Below are 15336 nucleotides of genomic sequence, written 5' to 3' on the forward strand. Positions count from 1 at the left end.
GGGATCAGGGGAAACCCGCGTGGCGCGGGCGTCTTGGCTAGGCAGGCCTGCCTACACCGCGAAGGGGGCGCCTGCTACCTTGGCCGCCGATTGTCGCGTACCCACCCGGGTCCCGGCGGCAATGCAGGAGACAGCATGTACGACGTGATCATCGTGGGCGGCGGATCGGCCGGCTGCGTGCTGGCCGGCCGGCTCAGCGAGGACCCGGCCCTGCGCGTGGCCCTCATCGAGGCCGGGCCGCCCGACCGCAGCGTGCTCATCCACTGCCCCGCCGGGCTGGCGGTGCTGGCCAAGAACGGGCAGGCCAACTGGTGCTACGAGACCGTGCCCCAGCCCGGCCTGAACGGGCGGCGCGGCTACCAGCCGCGCGGCAAGGTGCTGGGCGGCTCCAGTTCGGTGAATGCCATGATCTACGCGCGCGGCCACCCCAGCGACTACGACGCCTGGGCCGCCGCGGGCAACCCGGGCTGGGCCTGGTCCGACGTGCTGCCGATCTTCAAGCGCGCCGAGCACAACGAGCGCGGCGCCGACGCCTTCCACGGCACCGGCGGCCCGCTGAACGTGCGCGACCTCACCAGCCCCAACCCCTTCGTGCCGCACTTCATCGCGGCCGGGCGCGAGGCGGGCTACCCGATCAACGCCGACTTCAACGGCGCCGAACAGGAAGGCATCGGCCACTACCAGGTCACGCACCAGCACGGCGAGCGCTTCAGCGCGGCCAAGGCCTATCTCACGCCGCACCTGGGCCGGCCCAACCTCACGGTCATCACCGACGCGCTGGTCTGCCGCGTGGTGCTGGACGAGGAGGCCGGCCAGTCGCCGCGCGCCGTGGCCGTGGAGTACCGCGCCAGCGGCGGGCGCGGCCCCCTGCAGTTGGCGCGCTGCCGCGACGGTGGCGAGGTGGTGCTCAGCGCCGGCGCCTTCGGCTCGCCGCAGCTGCTCATGCTCTCGGGCATCGGGCCGGGCGATCACCTGCGCGAACGGGGCATCCGCGTGGTGCACCACCTGCCCGACGTGGGCGCCCACCTGCACGACCACGTGGACGTGGTGCAGGTGGTCAGCGCGCCGCGCGCGACCGAGCTGTTCGGCCTGTCGCTGCGGGGCGCGCTGGCGGCGCTGCGCGGCATCGTCGAGTGGCGGCGCACGCGCACCGGCTTGCTCACGACCAACTTCGCCGAGGCGGGCGGCTTCATCCGCAGCTCGCCCGACGAGGCCATTCCCGACCTGCAGCTGCACTTCGTCATCGGCAAGCTGGTGGACCATGGGCGCAAGACGGTGTTCGGTCACGGCTACTCGTGCCATGTGTGCCTGTTGCGCCCCAAGAGCCGGGGCACGCTGCGCCTGGCCAGCCGCGACCCGCAGGTGATGCCGCTGATCGACCCGGCCTTCCTGAGCGACCCGGACGACACCGCACGCCTGGTGCGCGGCTTCCAGCGCATGCGGCAACTGCTGAACCAGCCCGCGCTGGCTCGCTTCGGCGGCGTGGAGTCGCGGGCCTCGGCCGATGCACGGAGCGAGGCGCAGATCGAACAGTTCGTGCGCGGCCACGCCGACACCATTTACCACCCCGTGGGCACCTGTCGGATGGGGCCGATGGGTGGGTCGAGCGGGGGACCGGGCGAGGGCGCCGTGGTGGACCCGCAGCTGCGCGTGCACGGCGTGCGCGGCCTGCGCGTGGTCGACGGCTCGGTGATGCCGCGCATCGTCGGCGGCAACACCAATGCCCCCGTGATCATGATCGCCGAGAAGGCGGTGGATATGATCCGCGCCGCGCGCCGCGCCGCGGCCGAGTCAACAACGGAGACAGCCCATGATCCTGGAACACGCGGACATCCGCATCGACCCCTCGAAGGCCTCGGCGTTTGAGGAAGCCATCCTGCGCGGCGCGAGCACCGTCATCTCGACGGCCAAGGGCTTCCAGGGCTTCAAGGTCAACCGCAGCATCGAGAGCCCGGGCCGCTACCTGCTGATGATTTACTGGGACACGCTGGAGGACCACACCGTGGGCTTCCGCGGCTCGCCGGCCTTCGCCGAATGGCGCGCCATCGTCGGGCCGTTCTTCGCGCAGCCGCCGGTGGTGGAGCACCTGGAGCTGGTGGGCAAGAGTTGACCCCCCTGCGCCGCGCTGCGCGCGTCACCCCCCAGGGGGTGATGCCGCGGCCCGGCAGAGCCGGTTCCGCGGCATCCTCGATCAAGTCACGCGCGCCGGTGCTTGCTTTCTCATGAGGGTGGACTTGCCGAACAGGCTCTCCACCAGGTCCACCGCCAGTTCGGCCGTGCGGTTGCGCACGTCCAGCGCCGGGTTCAGCTCCATCACGTCGAGCGAGGCCAGCCGGCCGGTGTCCGCGATCATTTCCATGCACAGCTGCGCCTCGCGGTAGGTGGGGCCGCCGCGCACCGTGGTGCCCACGCCGGGCGCGATCTCCGGGTCCAGGAAATCGACGTCAAAACTCACGTGCAGGTGGGTGTCGCCGTCGACGCCGGCCAACGCCAGCTCCATGGTGCGGCGCATGCCCATCTCGTCGATGGTGCGCATGTCGAACACCTCCAGCCCGTGCTCGTGCACCAGGCGTTTCTCGCCCGCGTCCACGCTGCGGATGCCGATCTGGCGGATGTCCTGCGGGCGGATCGCGGGCGTGTGGCCGCCGATGCCCGTGAGTTCGGGCGGGCCCAGGCCACACAGCAGGGCCACCGGCATGCCGTGCAGGTTGCCGCTGGGCGTGAGGGCGGCGGTGTTGAAGTCGGCGTGCGCGTCCAGCCACAGCACACGCAACTTTTTGTGTCTTTCGCGGCAATGCCGGGCCACCGCGCTGATAGAACCCAGGCCCAGGCAGTGGTCGCCGCCCAGCACGATGGGCAGGTGGCCGGCGCGCAGCTCGTCCAGCACGGCGCCGTGCAGGCTCTGGTTCCAGGCCGCCACCTCCTCGATGTGACGGTAGCCGCCTTGTGGCGGACGCCAGGGGTTGGCCGGGCCGGACAGGTTGCCGCGGTCGTGCACCCTGAGGCCCTGGGCCTGCAGAACGGCCACGAGGCCGGCCACGCGCAGGGCCTCGGGGCCCATGGACGCGCCGCGCGCGCCAGCGCCGATGTCGGTGGGCGCGCCGATGAGCGTGATGGGGGCTTGCATGGCTCGGCATTCTCCGCGCGACTGTTACGAATCGCTACCCTGCGCGGGGCGCAGGGGGCCATCCGACACCGGATACTCCCCCGTCCCATCTCCTGCGCCGGGCCACCGCCCGGCCCCGCGCCCGTATGCTCCTTCGTCTCTTGTGCATTCCCGCGCTGCTCGCCGGCCTGGCCGCTTGCGGCGGTGGCGGTGGCTCCGATGGCCCCGGCCAGTCCCCGTCTTCTCCTCTGCCGCCCTCCAGCGTGACGCCTTTGCCCCCGGGCGCGGGCCCTGGCCTGGGCAATGCCTGCGCCAGCCCGGCCGGCCGCGTGCTTGAGGTGGGCCCTGGCAAAACCTATGCCTCGCCCGCCGCCGCCGCGGCCGCCGCCCAGTCGGGCGACACCATCCGCATCAGCGCGGGCGACTACCGCGGCTCGGCCGCCGTCGCGCAATGGACGGCCGGCAACCTGACCATCTGCGGCGCGGGCGGCCCCGCGCGCATGTACGCCGACGGCCAGAACGCGCGCGGCAAGGGCATCTGGGTCATCGGCGGCGCCAACGTCACGGTGGACGGCATTTCCTTCCACAACGCCACCGTGCCCGACCAGAACGGCGCCGGCATCCGCGCCGAGCACACCAGCGGCACCTTGCGCATCCTCAACAGCGGCTTCTACGACAACGAGAACGGCCTGCTGGCCAACCCGGGCAACGGCAGCATCGACATCAGCTACACCGAGTTCGCGGGCAACGGGCGCGGCGACGGCTACACGCACAACCTCTACGTCAACCAGATCGACCGCCTGGTGGTGCGCGCCAGCTTCTTCCGCCAGGCCCGCATCGGGCACAACCTGAAGAGCCGCGCGCGCGACAACCTGATCGAGAACAGCTACTTCATGGATGGCCCCAGCGGCACCGCCAGCTACCAGACCGACTTCCCGAACGGTGGCCAGGTCGTCCTGCGCGGCAACCTCATGCAGAAGGGCCCGAACGCCGACAACGCCTACCTCGTCGCCTATGGCTTCGAGGGCTACACCAACCCCTCGCGCTCGCTGCAGCTGGTGCACAACACCCTGGTGAGCACGCGATCGGGCGGCGGCTACCTGTACGTGGCCAGCGGCGCCAGCACCGTGAGCCTCACCGCCAACCTGTTCGCGGGCACGGGCAGCCCCACGCTGATCGCCGGCGGCTTCTCCAGCGGCAGCGTGGGCCAGAGCCAGAACGTCTTCGACACGGCGGCCAACATCCCCGGCGCCAGCAACGTGGGTGCGCCGAACTTCTGGCCCAACGCCACGCTGCAGGCCCGCATCGGCCTGTCGGGCGTGCCGGACGCGGCCTATGTGAACGACACGCCCAGCCCCTTCGTGCTGCGCGCCATCACCGGCGCAAGCCGGGTGGCCGGGGCCCTGCAGTCGGCGCCCTGATCAGCCCTTGCGCACCACGCGCAGCGCCGAGGGTCGCACCACCACCTGGACGGAGCGGGCCAAGCCCAGCCATTCGCCGTCGGCGGCCAGCGGCAGGTCGCCCCGGGCGAGGATCAGCAGGGCCTCGAAGGCCTGGGTGTGGATGCGGGGGTGGCCCAGGTGGCGGCCGCGCAGCAGGCGCGGCAGCATGCGCAGCGCGCCACCGCGTGTGAAAGGCCCGGCCAGCAACAGGTTGAGCAGGCCGTCGTGCGTGCGCGCGCCTGGCGTGGCGGGCATGCCGCCACCGAAGCTGGGGGTGTTCAGGCTGGCCGCGAACAGGGCGGGGCCGCTGTGCAGGTGCTCGCCGTCCACGGTGATGTCCAGCGCCCAGGTGCGCAGGGCCGCGAGCTCGCGCAGCGTGGCCCAGAGGTAGCGCGGCAGGCCGCGCAGGCGGGGCGGGCCGTCGATGGCACGGCGCGCCACGGCGGCGTCGAAGCCCGCGCTCAGGCTGGAGATGAAAGGTGTCTCGTGCGGGCGGCCCTGGCCGTCGTGCCAGAGGGCCAGGCCGAGGTCCATGAAGCTGGGCGGGGCGTTGAGCGCGTGCGACAGCCAGGCCAGCGGCGCCTCCCGCCCCAGGCCGAGCGCGCGCGCCACGTCGTTGCCGCTGCCCAGGGGCACCAGGCCCAGCTCGTGGTCGCGCGCGATGAGCGCGGGCAGCCAGCGGTGCAGGGTGCCATCGCCGCCCACGGCCACCACGCGGCTGCCGGGGGGCAGGGCGTGCAGCACGGCGAGCGCCGCCTCGGCGCTGTCGGGCACGTGCAGGGCCACGTCGGCGGGCAGGGCGCGGCGCAGCCCGGGCAGCAGGGCCGAGGCCCGGCCGGCGCGGGCGGCGGGGTTGAAGAGGACGGCACGCACGGAGGCGGCGCCGTCACATGTTGCGCCGGTACTGGCCGCCCACCTCGAACAGCGCGCTGGTGATCTGGCCCAGCGAACAGCAGCGCACCGCGTCCATCAGCACCTCGAACACGTTGCCGTTCTCGATCACGGCGCGCTTGAGGCGCGCCAGCATCGCGGGCGACTCGGCCGCGTGGCGCGCATGGAAGTCCTGCAGGCGCTTGAGCTGGCTTTGCTTTTCGTCCTCGGTGGAGCGCGCCAGCTCCAGCGACTGCGGGATCGGGTCGCCGTGCGGGTTGCGGAAGGTGTTCACGCCGATGATGGGCAGCTCGCCGGTGTGCTTGAGCATCTCGTAGTGCATCGACTCGTCCTGGATGCGGCCGCGCTGGTAGCCGGTCTCCATGGCCCCGAGCACGCCGCCGCGCTCGGCGATGCGCTCGAACTCGGCCAGCACCGCCTCCTCCACCAGTTCGGTCAGCTCCTCGATGATGAAGCTGCCCTGGCTGGGGTTCTCGTTCTTGGCCAGACCCCACTCGCGGTTGATGATGAGCTGGATCGCCATGGCGCGGCGCACCGAGTCTTCGGTGGGCGTGGTGATGGCCTCGTCGAACGCGTTGGTGTGCAGGCTGTTGCAGTTGTCGTAGATGGCGATCAGCGCCTGCAGGGTGGTGCGGATGTCGTTGAACTGGATTTCCTGCGCGTGCAGGCTGCGCCCGCTGGTCTGGATGTGGTACTTGAGCTTCTGGCTGCGCTCGTTGGCGCCGTACTTGTCGCGCATGGCCACGGCCCAGATGCGCCTCGCCACGCGGCCCATCACGGTGTACTCGGGGTCCATGCCGTTGCTGAAGAAGAAGCTCAGGTTGGGCGCGAAGTCGTCGATGTGCATGCCGCGCGCGAGGTAGGCCTCCACGAAGGTGAAGCCGTTCGATAGCGTGAAGGCGAGCTGGCTGATCGGGTTGGCCCCGGCCTCGGCGATGTGGTAGCCGCTGATGGACACCGAGTAGAAGTTGCGCACGTCGTGGTGCACGAAGTAGCTGGCGATGTCGCCCATCACCTTGAGGCTGAACTCGGTGCTGAAGATGCAGGTGTTCTGGCCCTGGTCTTCCTTCAGGATGTCGGCCTGCACCGTGCCGCGCACATTGGCCAGCACCCATTCGCGGATCTTGGCGGCCTCGGTGGCGGTGGGCTCGCGGCCGTTGTCGGCCTGGAACTTCTCCAGGTTCTGGTCGATCGCCGTGTTCATGAACATGGCCAGGATGGTGGGGGCCGGGCCGTTGATGGTCATGGACACGGAGGTGGCCGGGTGGCAGAGGTCGAAGCCGCCGTAGAGCACCTTCATGTCGTCCAGCGTGGCGATGCTCACGCCCGAGTTGCCGACCTTGCCGTAGATGTCCGGGCGCGGGTCGGGGTCGTTGCCGTAGAGCGTGACCGAGTCGAAGGCGGTGGACAGGCGCTTGGCCGGCATGCCTTCGGACAGCAGCCGGAAGCGCCGGTTGGTTCGGAAGGGGTCGCCCTCGCCGGCGAACATGCGCGTGGGGTCCTCCCCTTCGCGCTTGAAGGCGAAGGTGCCGGCGGTGTAGGGGAAGCTGCCGGGCACGTTCTCCAGCATCAGCCACTTGAGCAGTTCGCCGTGGTCTTCGTAGGGCGGCAGCGCGACCTTGCGAATCACTGTGCCCGACAGGCTTTTGGTGGTGAGCGCCGTGCGGATCTCCTTGTCGCGGATCTTCACCACGTACTCGTCGCCCGCGTAGGCCTTCTGCATGTCGGGCCACTGCGCCAGCAGCTTGCGCGCGCCCGGGTCCTGGTCGAGTTCGCGCACCTGGGCCAGGTCGATCACCGCTTCGGCGGCGCGGGCACGCTCAGGCTTGTCCTTGCGCAGCATGCCCGCCGTGGCCTGCAGCTGCTGGATCTCACGCGCCAGGCGCGCCTGTTCGCGCACGGACTTCTTGTAGCCGCGCACGGTGTCGGCGATCTCGGCCAGGTAGCGCGTGCGCGCGGGCGGCACCACGGGGGTCTGGTTGGTGCTGTGGCGCACGTCCACCACGGGCAGGCTGCCTTCTTTCAGCGCCAGGCCCAGCCCGGCCAGGCGGGGCTTGAGCGCCTGGTACAGCGCGGTCACGCCGTCGTCGTTGAAGCGCGCGGCCATGGTGCCGAAGACGGGCATCTCGTCCGCTCGCTTGCCCCAGGCCTCCTTGTTGCGCTGCACCTGCTTGGCGACGTCGCGCAAGGCATCGGCCGCGCCCTTGCGGTCGAACTTGTTGATGGCCACGAACTCGGCGAAGTCCAGCATGTCGATCTTCTCGAGCTGGCTGGCGGCGCCGAACTCGGGCGTCATCACGTACAGCGGCACATCCACGTGCGGCACGATGGCCGCGTCGCCCTGGCCGATGCCCGAGGTCTCCACGATCACGAGGTCGAAGCCCGCGGCCTTGCAGGCGGCGATCACGTCGGGCAGGGCGGCGCTGATCTCGCTGCCGAAGTCGCGCGTGGCCAGGGAGCGCATGAAGACGCGTGGACCGTTCTGCCACGGCGCGATGGCGTTCATGCGGATGCGGTCGCCCAGCAGCGCGCCGCCGCTCTTGCGCCGCGAGGGGTCGATGCTGATGACGGCCGCGCGCGCGGCGTCGCCCTGGTCCAGGCGCAGGCGGCGGATGAGCTCGTCGGTGAGCGAGGACTTGCCCGCGCCGCCGGTGCCCGTGATGCCGAGCACCGGCACCTTCACCTGCGCGGCGGCCTCGCGCACGGCCTGCACCAGCGCGGCATCGGCCTGGCCGTTCTCGATCACGGTGATGAGCTGGGCCAGCGCGCGCCAGTGCATCTCGCCATGGCCCTGGATGGCCTTCAAGGCTTTGGGCGCGTGCGCCGAGAGGTCGTGGTCGCAGCGCATGACCATCTCGCCGATCATGCCCTGCAGGCCCATGCGCTGGCCGTCCTCGGGGCTGTAGATGCGCGCCACGCCGTAGGCCTGCAGTTCCTGGATTTCACTCGGCACGATCACGCCGCCGCCACCGCCGAAGACCTGGATATGCGCGCCGCCGCGCTGCTTGAGCAGGTCCACCATGTACTTGAAGTACTCGACGTGTCCGCCCTGGTAGCTGCTGATGGCGATGCCCTGCACGTCTTCCTGCAGCGCGGCGGTGACCACCTCGTCCACGCTGCGGTTGTGCCCGAGGTGGATCACCTCGGCGCCCATGCCCTGCAGGATGCGCCGCATGATGTTGATGGCCGCGTCGTGCCCGTCGAACAGGCTGGCCGCGGTGACGAAGCGCACCTTGTGCTTGGGGCGGTACTGGGTCAGGGCCTGGTAGTCGGCGCTCAGCTGGGTCATGGCTCGTCTCTCTGGGGTGGATTCATTCGACGCGCAGATTTTTCAGCGCGGGGTCGTCGGGCGGGAAGCGCAGCGCCAGCCGCTGCAGGGTGTCGCGCACGATGGTGGCGACCATCAGGTTGCGGTGGGTCTTGCTGTTGGCGGGCACCACGGTCCAGGGCGCCCAGGGCGTGCTGGTGCCTTCCAGAAAATCCTCGTAGGCCTTCTGGTACGCGCCCCACTGCTTGCGCACCTCGAGGTCGCCCAGGCTGAACTTCCAGTGCTTCTCGGGGTCGTCGATGCGGTCCTGCAGGCGCTGGCGCTGTTCGTCGAAGCCGATGTGCAGCATGAATTTCAGCACCACGGTGCCGGTCTCGGCCAGCAGGCGCTCGAAGTCGTTGATGTGCGCGTAGCGCTGCTGGGTCTGGGCCTTGTCGATCCAGCCATTGACCACGGGCACCAGCACGTCCTCGTAGTGGCTGCGGTTGAAGACCACGATCTCGCCGTTGCCGGGCATGGCCTGGTGGATGCGCCAGAGGTAGTCGTGCGCGCGCTCGGCCTCGCTGGGCGCCTTCCAGCCCACGGTGCGCACGCCCAGCGGGCTGGTGCGGCCGAACACGCCGCGCACGGTGCCGTCCTTGCCGGCGGTGTCGGTGCCCTGCAGCACCACCAGCAGCTTGTAGCGCGCGTCGGGGTGGAACACGTTCTGCAACTGGTCGATCTCGTCGGCCAGCCGTTCCACCGCGGCCTTGTCGGCGGCCTTGTCGCCGCCCGAAAAGGGCTTCTCGGCGGGATCGAGCGACTTGAGCGAGACCTGGGGCCGCGCGGTCTCCGGGTCGATCTGCCAGCGGTGCCAGGCCGAGCCCTTGGGCGCGCGCAGCACCGACGCGGGGAAGGGCAGACGGAGGTCGCTGGGGCTGGGCATGGCGGGTCTTGGCGGGGGCGCGACGGGTACCCTAACCGGGCTTGGTTGAATTGACGTTAACGTAAACGTCAATGGTAGCGGCAAACCAGAAAAAAAGGGGCGCCGAAGCGCCCCTGTGCGGGATGAGCGGTGGTCAGTTGTAGAGCACCGAGGGCAGCCACAGGCCGATCCCGGGGAACAGATACAGCAGAACGATGGCGATGATCTGTATGCCCATGAAGGGAATCATGCCGGCGAAGATCTGATTCAGCGTCACGTGCTTCGGCGCGACACCCTTCAGGTAGAACGCGCTCATGGCCACCGGTGGGCTCAGGAAGGCGGTCTGCAGGTTCAGCGCCACCAGCAGGCCGAAGAACAGCGGGTCGACACCGAAGTTGTCCAGCAGCGGGATGAAGATGGGCATGAAGATCACGATGATCTCGGTCCATTCGAGCGGCCAGCCCAGGATGAAGATGATCACCTGCGACAGGATCAGGAACTCTGTCTTGGACAGGTTCATGCCCAGCACCCATTGCTCGACCAGCTCCTGTCCGCCCAGCAGCGCGAAGGCGGCCGAGAAGATGGCCGAGCCCACGAACAGCCAGCACACCATCGCACTCGTCTTGGCCGTGAGGAAGACGCTTTCCTTGACCACGCTGAAAGTGAGCTGCCGATAGGCGGCCGCCAGGAGAACACCGCCGAAGGCGCCGACAGCGGCCGCTTCGGTGGGCGTCGCCAGGCCGAACACGATGGAGCCGAGAACGGCCAGGATGAGCACCATCAGCGGGAAGAAGCTGGCGAGCAGCATCTTGAAGATCTCGACCCTGGCGTAGCTGAACAGCGCGTAGAACACGGCGAGCGCGAGCGCTCCCACGGCCACGCCGATCCAGTAGCCACTGCCCGCGCCGCCCTGAGCGGCGTCGGCGCCCGAGGTGCCGTCAGCCGCGCCAGCCGGCGTCGCCGAAGGCTCGGCGAGGCCGCCGGTCGCGGGCTCGCCCAGCGCCTCGGGCTGGTCCGCGGAAGGCGGCTCGGCGAGTCCATCCCCGCCTTCGCTGCTGGGCGGCTCGCTCAGTCCGCCATCGGGCTCGGCCAGTCCCTGGTCGTCGGCGCCCGGTGGCTCGGCGAGGCCGCCGCCGCTGTCCGGCGCACCGCCGCCCAGGCCCAGGGGCACCAGACCGGCCGGCACATCGGCCGCCAGCGGCTTGGCGCTGGGGTAGCTGAGCACCGCCACGGCCACGAACAGGACCGCTGGCAACAGCACCACGCCGAGTTGGCGCAGCAGGTAGCCGGTGGACACGCCCTGGTTGTTGCGGCCCTTGAGCGCAGACAGCAGGCCGAGCAGGGCCGACTTGCCGGCGGTGGCGCCCAGCTTCAGCAGCGGTTCGGGCAGCGGCACGCGCCGCTGCTCGGCCGTCAGGGGCGGTGCCCAGGTCGGCTTGAGCTTGGCCATGACGATCACGTACACGATGTACAGGCCCGCCAGCATGAGTCCGGGGAAGAACGCGCCAGCGTACAGCTTGACCACGGAGACACCGGCGGTGGCGCCGTAGACGATGAGCAGCACCGACGGCGGGATCAGGATACCCAGGCAGCCGCCTGCGGTGATGGCGCCCGCGGCCAATCGCGTGTCGTAGCCGCCCTTGAGCATCTGCGGCAGTGCCAGCAGGCCCATGAGCGTGACCACCGCCCCGACGATGCCGGTGGCCGTGGCGAACACCGCGCAGGTGACCAGCGTGGCCACGGCCAGGGAGCCCGGCACGCGCGCCAGCGACAGGTGCAGGCTGCGAAACAGCTTCTCGATCAGGTTCGCCCGCTCGACCAGGTAGCCCATGAACACGAACAGGGGGATGGCGATCAGCACGTCGCTGGCCATCACCGAGAAAGCGCGCTGCACCATCAGATCCAGCGTCTGCGTGATCGCGCCGGCCGCGGTCTGGTTGCCCGAGTGGTAGGCAAAGAAGGTGAAGATCATGCCCATGCCCATGAGCGTGAAGGCGGTGGGAAAGCCCAGCATGATGGCCACCACCACCAGCGAGAGCATGAGCAGGCCGTAGTGGCCGTTGGTCATGGTGTCGACGCTGAACACCATGGCCAGCACGCCGGCCACGATGATGCCCATCAGCGTGAAGCCGAACCAGAGTTCCTTGCGGATCGCCATCACTGACCACCTTTCTTGGTGACCAGCGTCTGGTCCAGGGCTTCGATGTCGGCGTCTTTCACGTGCACCATTTCCTTGAGCTTGTCGACGTCGACCTCTTCGACGTCCTCTTCCTTGCTGGGCCAGGCGCCGGTGCGCAGGCAGATCACGCAACGGATGATCTCGGCGATGCCCTGCAGCAGCAGGAAGGCGCCGGCGATGGGCACGAAGAACTTGAAGGGGTAGACCGGGAGCGGGTCGGCGTTGAAGGTTTGCTCGCGGATCGCGAGCGATTCGTTGGCGAAGGTCCAGCCCGCCCAGGTGAGTGCGATGACGCCCGGCAGAAAGAACAGGATGTACAGCGCGAGGTCGATCGTGGCCTGCGTGCGCGGGCGAAAGAAGCCATAGAGCACGTCGCCGCGCACGTGGCCGTTCTTGGCCAGGGTGTAGGCGCCGGCGGTCATGAAGAGCACGCCGTACAGCATGATCTGGGCGTCGAGCACCCAGGCGTGGGGGGTGTTGAGCACGTAGCGGGAGAAGACCTCCCAGGTGATCAGCGCCGTCAGGAGCACCACCGTCCAGGCGCAGGCCTTGCCGAACCAGGTCGATATGGCGTCGACCGTGAGAAGTAGTTTTTGCATGGGGTTCCCCGGAAACAGAAAGGGCGCCCAAGGGGGCGCCCTTTCCTGGGCTGGCTGTCGGTGATCAGCTCTTCTTGGCGCCGCGGCCGAAGTAGTGGTTGTAGGCCATCTTGAAATCGACCGTGTAGTCGTTCTGCCACTGGCCCGCGCGGGCGGCAAAGGCCTTCTGCGAGTCGAGCACCTTCTTGAACAGCGGGTTCTCGCCGGACTTCTTGGCGATGGTCGCGTCCCAGGCCGCGAGCTGCGCGCGCAGCACCGGGTCGGGCGTCTTGAAGAACTTGACACCGGCCTTCTTGAGTTCGATGTAGTCCTCGCTGTTGCGGTGGATGGCCTTCCAGCTCATGTCGGCGCTGGCGGCCTGCACGGCGTAGTCGATGATGGCCTTGAGTTCGCCGTTGAGGGCCTTGTACTTGGCGCCGTTGAACAGGATCTCGAACTGCTCGCCGCTCTGGTGGAAGCTCTGCAGCATGCAGTTCTTGGCCACGTCGGCGAAACCCAGTACGCGGTCGGACGAGGCGTTGTTGAACTCGGCCGCGTCGATCAGGCCGCGGTCCAGGGCGGGAACGATCTCACCGCCGGGCAGCGGGTTGACCGCGGTGCCCATGGCGGTGAACACGTCCACGGCCAGGCCCACGGTGCGGAACTTCAGGCCTTTCATGTCCTCGACCTTGGCCACCGGCTTCTTGAACCAGCCCAGGGGCTGGCAGGGCATGGGGCCATAGAGGAAGGACGCGACGTCCATGTTCAGGGACTTGTAGATCTCGTCCACTAGGTCCTTGCCGCCGCCGTAGTAGTGCCAGGCCAGCACCATGTTCGGGTCCATGCCGAAGGCGGGGCCGGAACCCCAGAGGGCCAGGGCCGAGTTCTTGCCGTAGTGGTAGGCGATCACGCCGTGGCCGCCGTCCAGCGTGCCCTTGGACACCGCTTCCAGCAGCTGGAAGGCCGGCACCACCGCGCCAGCGGGCAGCACCTCGATCTTGAGGCGGTTGCCCGCCATGTCGTTGACTTTCTTGGCGAAGTCGTTGGCGTACTCGTGGAAGATGTCCTTGGCGGGCCAAGTGGACTGGAAGCGAAGCGTGGTGGTTTGCGCGGTGGCCACCATGGGCACGGCCATGGCGCCGGTGGCGACGGCGGCACCCTTGAGCACGCCGCGACGGGACGTGACGGTTTTCTTCTCGGACATCGGTTTGTCTCCAGTGAGGGTCAGGTGGAGCGGGCATCATCCTTCCGGGTGCATGCTTACCAAGACAGGGTTTTCACGGAGCGTGTGGCACGGTGTCAGCCTCTTGTCCGCCTTCTGCCAGCGAAGGGGACAGCGGTCAGTGAACCGCGTGAATTTTTTTGAAGCGGGCGATGAAATTCTTCAAAATTTCATAATGTGAATTGTGGCGCTGCGTGTGTCTCAGGGCGGGTGTCGGCCCGCGGGCGCCAATGGCACCGATCTGGTGCTGCTGCAGTGCAGCCGAAAAGGCGTGGGAGTGGCGGGCTGGACGCGTAACCGAATGCGAGAGCCAGCCACAACATGTTGCGAAAAAGAAGCGCCTGCCCGACCACTGGTCGGTTTTCCAAACTCAAAGTTGAGACGAAAGCGTCAAGCCCCCTGTCAATCCTGACAGGGTTTGTGCGATCCGTCACACATTTCTTTTTTCAATGGAGTCCTGGGTCTTTAAAGGGAACTCCATGACAACGTTGGGAACACTCGAACTCGCGGCGCCGAAAGATCCGCCGCTCAACCCCGCTTTGCGCGCGCGTCTGGAGCGGGACTTTCTGCCCCGCTGGGAGGGGGACTGGGGCGGCAAATTCGTGTTGCACGGCAGCCAGCCCGGTCCCAACGCGGTGCGCCTGGACGGCAACGACTACCTGAGCGTGACCGGCCACCCGGACATCGTTTCGGCACAGGTCGCGGCCCTCACCCGCAACTCGGAATTCGTGGTGCAGTCGGGCGTGTTTCTGCTGGCGCAGCACCCCTCGCGTGCGCTGGAGTTGGAGATGGCGAACTGGGTGGGCAAGGAGGACGGCCTGATTTGCCAATCGGGCTACTCGGCCAACGTGGGTCTGCTGCAGGCCATCGCCAACGCCGACACGCCGGTCTACATCGACACCATGGCCCATACCTCGCTGTGGGAAGGCGCCCATGCGGCGCGGGCGCCCGCTTCTCCGTTTCGCCACAACGACCCGGACCATCTGGACCGGGTGTTGACCAAGAAGGGCCCGGGGGTGGTGGTGGTGGACTCGGTCTACAGCACGACCGGCGCCGTCTGCCCGCTGCGCGAGATGGTCGAGGTGGTGGAGAAGCACGGCGCCATGATCCTGGTCGACGAATCGCATTCGCTGGGCACCCATGGCCCGCGCGGCGCCGGTCTGTGCGCCGAACTGGGCCTGACCGACCGGGTGCACTTCATTACCGCCAGCCTGGCCAAGGCGATGGCCGGGCGCGCTGGCTTTTTCACCATGCCGGCCAGCATGCGCTACTACGTGCTGAGCTCCAGTTTCCCGAACATCTTCAGCTCCTGCCTGCTGCCGCACGAGGTGGCCGGCCTGCGCGCTACCGTGGGCGTGCTGCAGCGCGCCGACGCGGCGCGCGAGCGGCTCATGGCCATCACCCAGCGCCTGCGCGCCAGCATCAGCGACATGGGTTACCCCATCCACCAGGGCAGCGAGCAGATCATTGCGCTGGAGGCCGGCACCGAGCCCGGGACCATGCGCCTGCGCGATGAGCTGGAAGCCCGCGGCCTGTTCGGCGCCATCTTCTGTGCCCCCGCCACCAGCCGCAACCGCGCCATGGTGCGACTGACGCTGAATGCCGCGCTCACCGAGGCCGAGATCGGGCACATCGAGGCGGTGCTGCGCGAGGTGGCGCCCATCGTGCAGCCCTGGGAGTGGCCGATCGCCCGCCGCGCGCGGGCGGGCGCGGTCGACTGAGGGCACGGGCGGACTCGCGCCGCCC

Annotated in this window: 11 protein-coding genes; 4 read left to right on the top strand and 7 right to left on the bottom strand. The window is 68.9% G+C overall.

What is annotated here, in order from left to right; all coding sequences use genetic code 11:
- Nucleotides 1-135 precede the first annotated feature (135 nt).
- Both BHU06_RS00130 and BHU06_RS00135 read left to right on the top strand, forming a co-directional pair.
- Nucleotides 136-1866, top strand: coding sequence for a GMC family oxidoreductase (locus BHU06_RS00130; protein ID WP_254668095.1), 1731 nt, complete (start codon nt 136-138; stop codon nt 1864-1866).
- Entirely contained in the window at nt 1811-2110 is a 300-nt protein-coding gene (locus BHU06_RS00135) for an antibiotic biosynthesis monooxygenase (protein WP_070397117.1), read from the top strand. Before BHU06_RS00130 ends, BHU06_RS00135 begins: the two co-directional genes overlap by 56 nt.
- 81 nt (nt 2111-2191) lie before the next feature.
- Here BHU06_RS00135 and rocF read toward each other — a convergent pair whose 3' ends face one another.
- Nucleotides 2192-3127, bottom strand: a complete 936-nt coding sequence (gene rocF, locus BHU06_RS00140) for an arginase (RefSeq protein ID WP_070397118.1) — start codon at nt 3125-3127, stop codon at nt 2192-2194.
- Nucleotides 3128-3252: 125 nt separating this feature from the next.
- Between rocF and BHU06_RS00145 the strand changes: the two genes are divergently transcribed.
- Complete coding sequence (locus BHU06_RS00145; protein ID WP_139146898.1) at nt 3253-4527, top strand: right-handed parallel beta-helix repeat-containing protein; 1275 nt, start codon at nt 3253-3255, stop codon at nt 4525-4527.
- On the opposite strand, the gene BHU06_RS00150 is transcribed toward BHU06_RS00145, so the two are convergent.
- From BHU06_RS00150 to BHU06_RS00175, 6 genes are all read right to left on the bottom strand, one after another.
- Nucleotides 4528-5421, bottom strand: a complete 894-nt coding sequence (locus BHU06_RS00150; RefSeq protein ID WP_070397120.1) for a diacylglycerol kinase family protein — start codon at nt 5419-5421, stop codon at nt 4528-4530.
- Nucleotides 5422-5434: 13 nt separating this feature from the next.
- A complete protein-coding gene (gene icmF / locus BHU06_RS00155; protein WP_070397121.1) occupies nt 5435-8728 on the bottom strand; it encodes a fused isobutyryl-CoA mutase/GTPase IcmF in 3294 nt (1097 codons plus the stop codon).
- Nucleotides 8729-8750: 22 nt separating this feature from the next.
- The gene (locus BHU06_RS00160) at nt 8751-9632 is read right to left on the bottom strand and encodes a PPK2 family polyphosphate kinase (protein ID WP_070397122.1); all 882 of its coding nucleotides are present in this window, start codon (nt 9630-9632) and stop codon (nt 8751-8753) included.
- 133 nt (nt 9633-9765) lie between these two features.
- Nucleotides 9766-11769 carry a TRAP transporter large permease subunit gene (locus tag BHU06_RS00165; RefSeq protein WP_070397123.1) on the bottom strand — a complete coding sequence of 668 codons (2004 nt, stop codon included), beginning with the start codon at nt 11767-11769 and terminating at the stop codon, nt 9766-9768.
- Nucleotides 11769-12389 (bottom strand): TRAP transporter small permease subunit, encoded by a 621-nt coding sequence (locus BHU06_RS00170; protein ID WP_070397124.1) that lies wholly within the window; start codon nt 12387-12389, stop codon nt 11769-11771. The genes BHU06_RS00165 and BHU06_RS00170 overlap by 1 nt, the downstream gene beginning before the upstream one ends.
- A gap of 64 nt (nt 12390-12453) precedes the next feature.
- Nucleotides 12454-13572, bottom strand: a complete 1119-nt coding sequence (locus BHU06_RS00175; RefSeq protein ID WP_070397125.1) for a TRAP transporter substrate-binding protein — start codon at nt 13570-13572, stop codon at nt 12454-12456.
- 497 nt (nt 13573-14069) lie between these two features.
- On the opposite strand from BHU06_RS00175, the gene cqsA reads away from it, so the two are divergent.
- Nucleotides 14070-15311: an alpha-hydroxyketone-type quorum-sensing autoinducer synthase gene (cqsA, locus tag BHU06_RS00180; RefSeq protein ID WP_070397126.1), complete on the top strand. Its 1242-nt coding sequence runs from the start codon at nt 14070-14072 to the stop codon at nt 15309-15311.
- The last annotated feature ends 25 nt before the right edge of the window (nt 15312-15336 follow it).

The organism is Hydrogenophaga sp. PML113 (assembly GCF_001777155.1).
Classification (GTDB): Bacteria; Pseudomonadota; Gammaproteobacteria; order Burkholderiales; family Burkholderiaceae_C; genus Hydrogenophaga; species Hydrogenophaga borbori.

Coding starts and splice junctions, on each gene's coding strand:
- BHU06_RS00130 (WP_254668095.1), top strand. CDS start 136: ATGTACGACGTGATCATCGTGGGCGGCGGATCGGCCGGCTGCGTGCTG.
- BHU06_RS00135 (WP_070397117.1), top strand. CDS start 1,811: ATGATCCTGGAACACGCGGACATCCGCATCGACCCCTCGAAGGCCTCG.
- rocF (WP_070397118.1), bottom strand. CDS start 3,127: ATGCAAGCCCCCATCACGCTCATCGGCGCGCCCACCGACATCGGCGCT.
- BHU06_RS00145 (WP_139146898.1), top strand. CDS start 3,253: ATGCTCCTTCGTCTCTTGTGCATTCCCGCGCTGCTCGCCGGCCTGGCC.
- icmF (WP_070397121.1), bottom strand. CDS start 8,728: ATGACCCAGCTGAGCGCCGACTACCAGGCCCTGACCCAGTACCGCCCC.
- BHU06_RS00160 (WP_070397122.1), bottom strand. CDS start 9,632: ATGCCCAGCCCCAGCGACCTCCGTCTGCCCTTCCCCGCGTCGGTGCTG.
- BHU06_RS00165 (WP_070397123.1), bottom strand. CDS start 11,769: ATGGCGATCCGCAAGGAACTCTGGTTCGGCTTCACGCTGATGGGCATC.
- BHU06_RS00170 (WP_070397124.1), bottom strand. CDS start 12,389: ATGCAAAAACTACTTCTCACGGTCGACGCCATATCGACCTGGTTCGGC.
- BHU06_RS00175 (WP_070397125.1), bottom strand. CDS start 13,572: ATGTCCGAGAAGAAAACCGTCACGTCCCGTCGCGGCGTGCTCAAGGGT.
- cqsA (WP_070397126.1), top strand. CDS start 14,070: ATGACAACGTTGGGAACACTCGAACTCGCGGCGCCGAAAGATCCGCCG.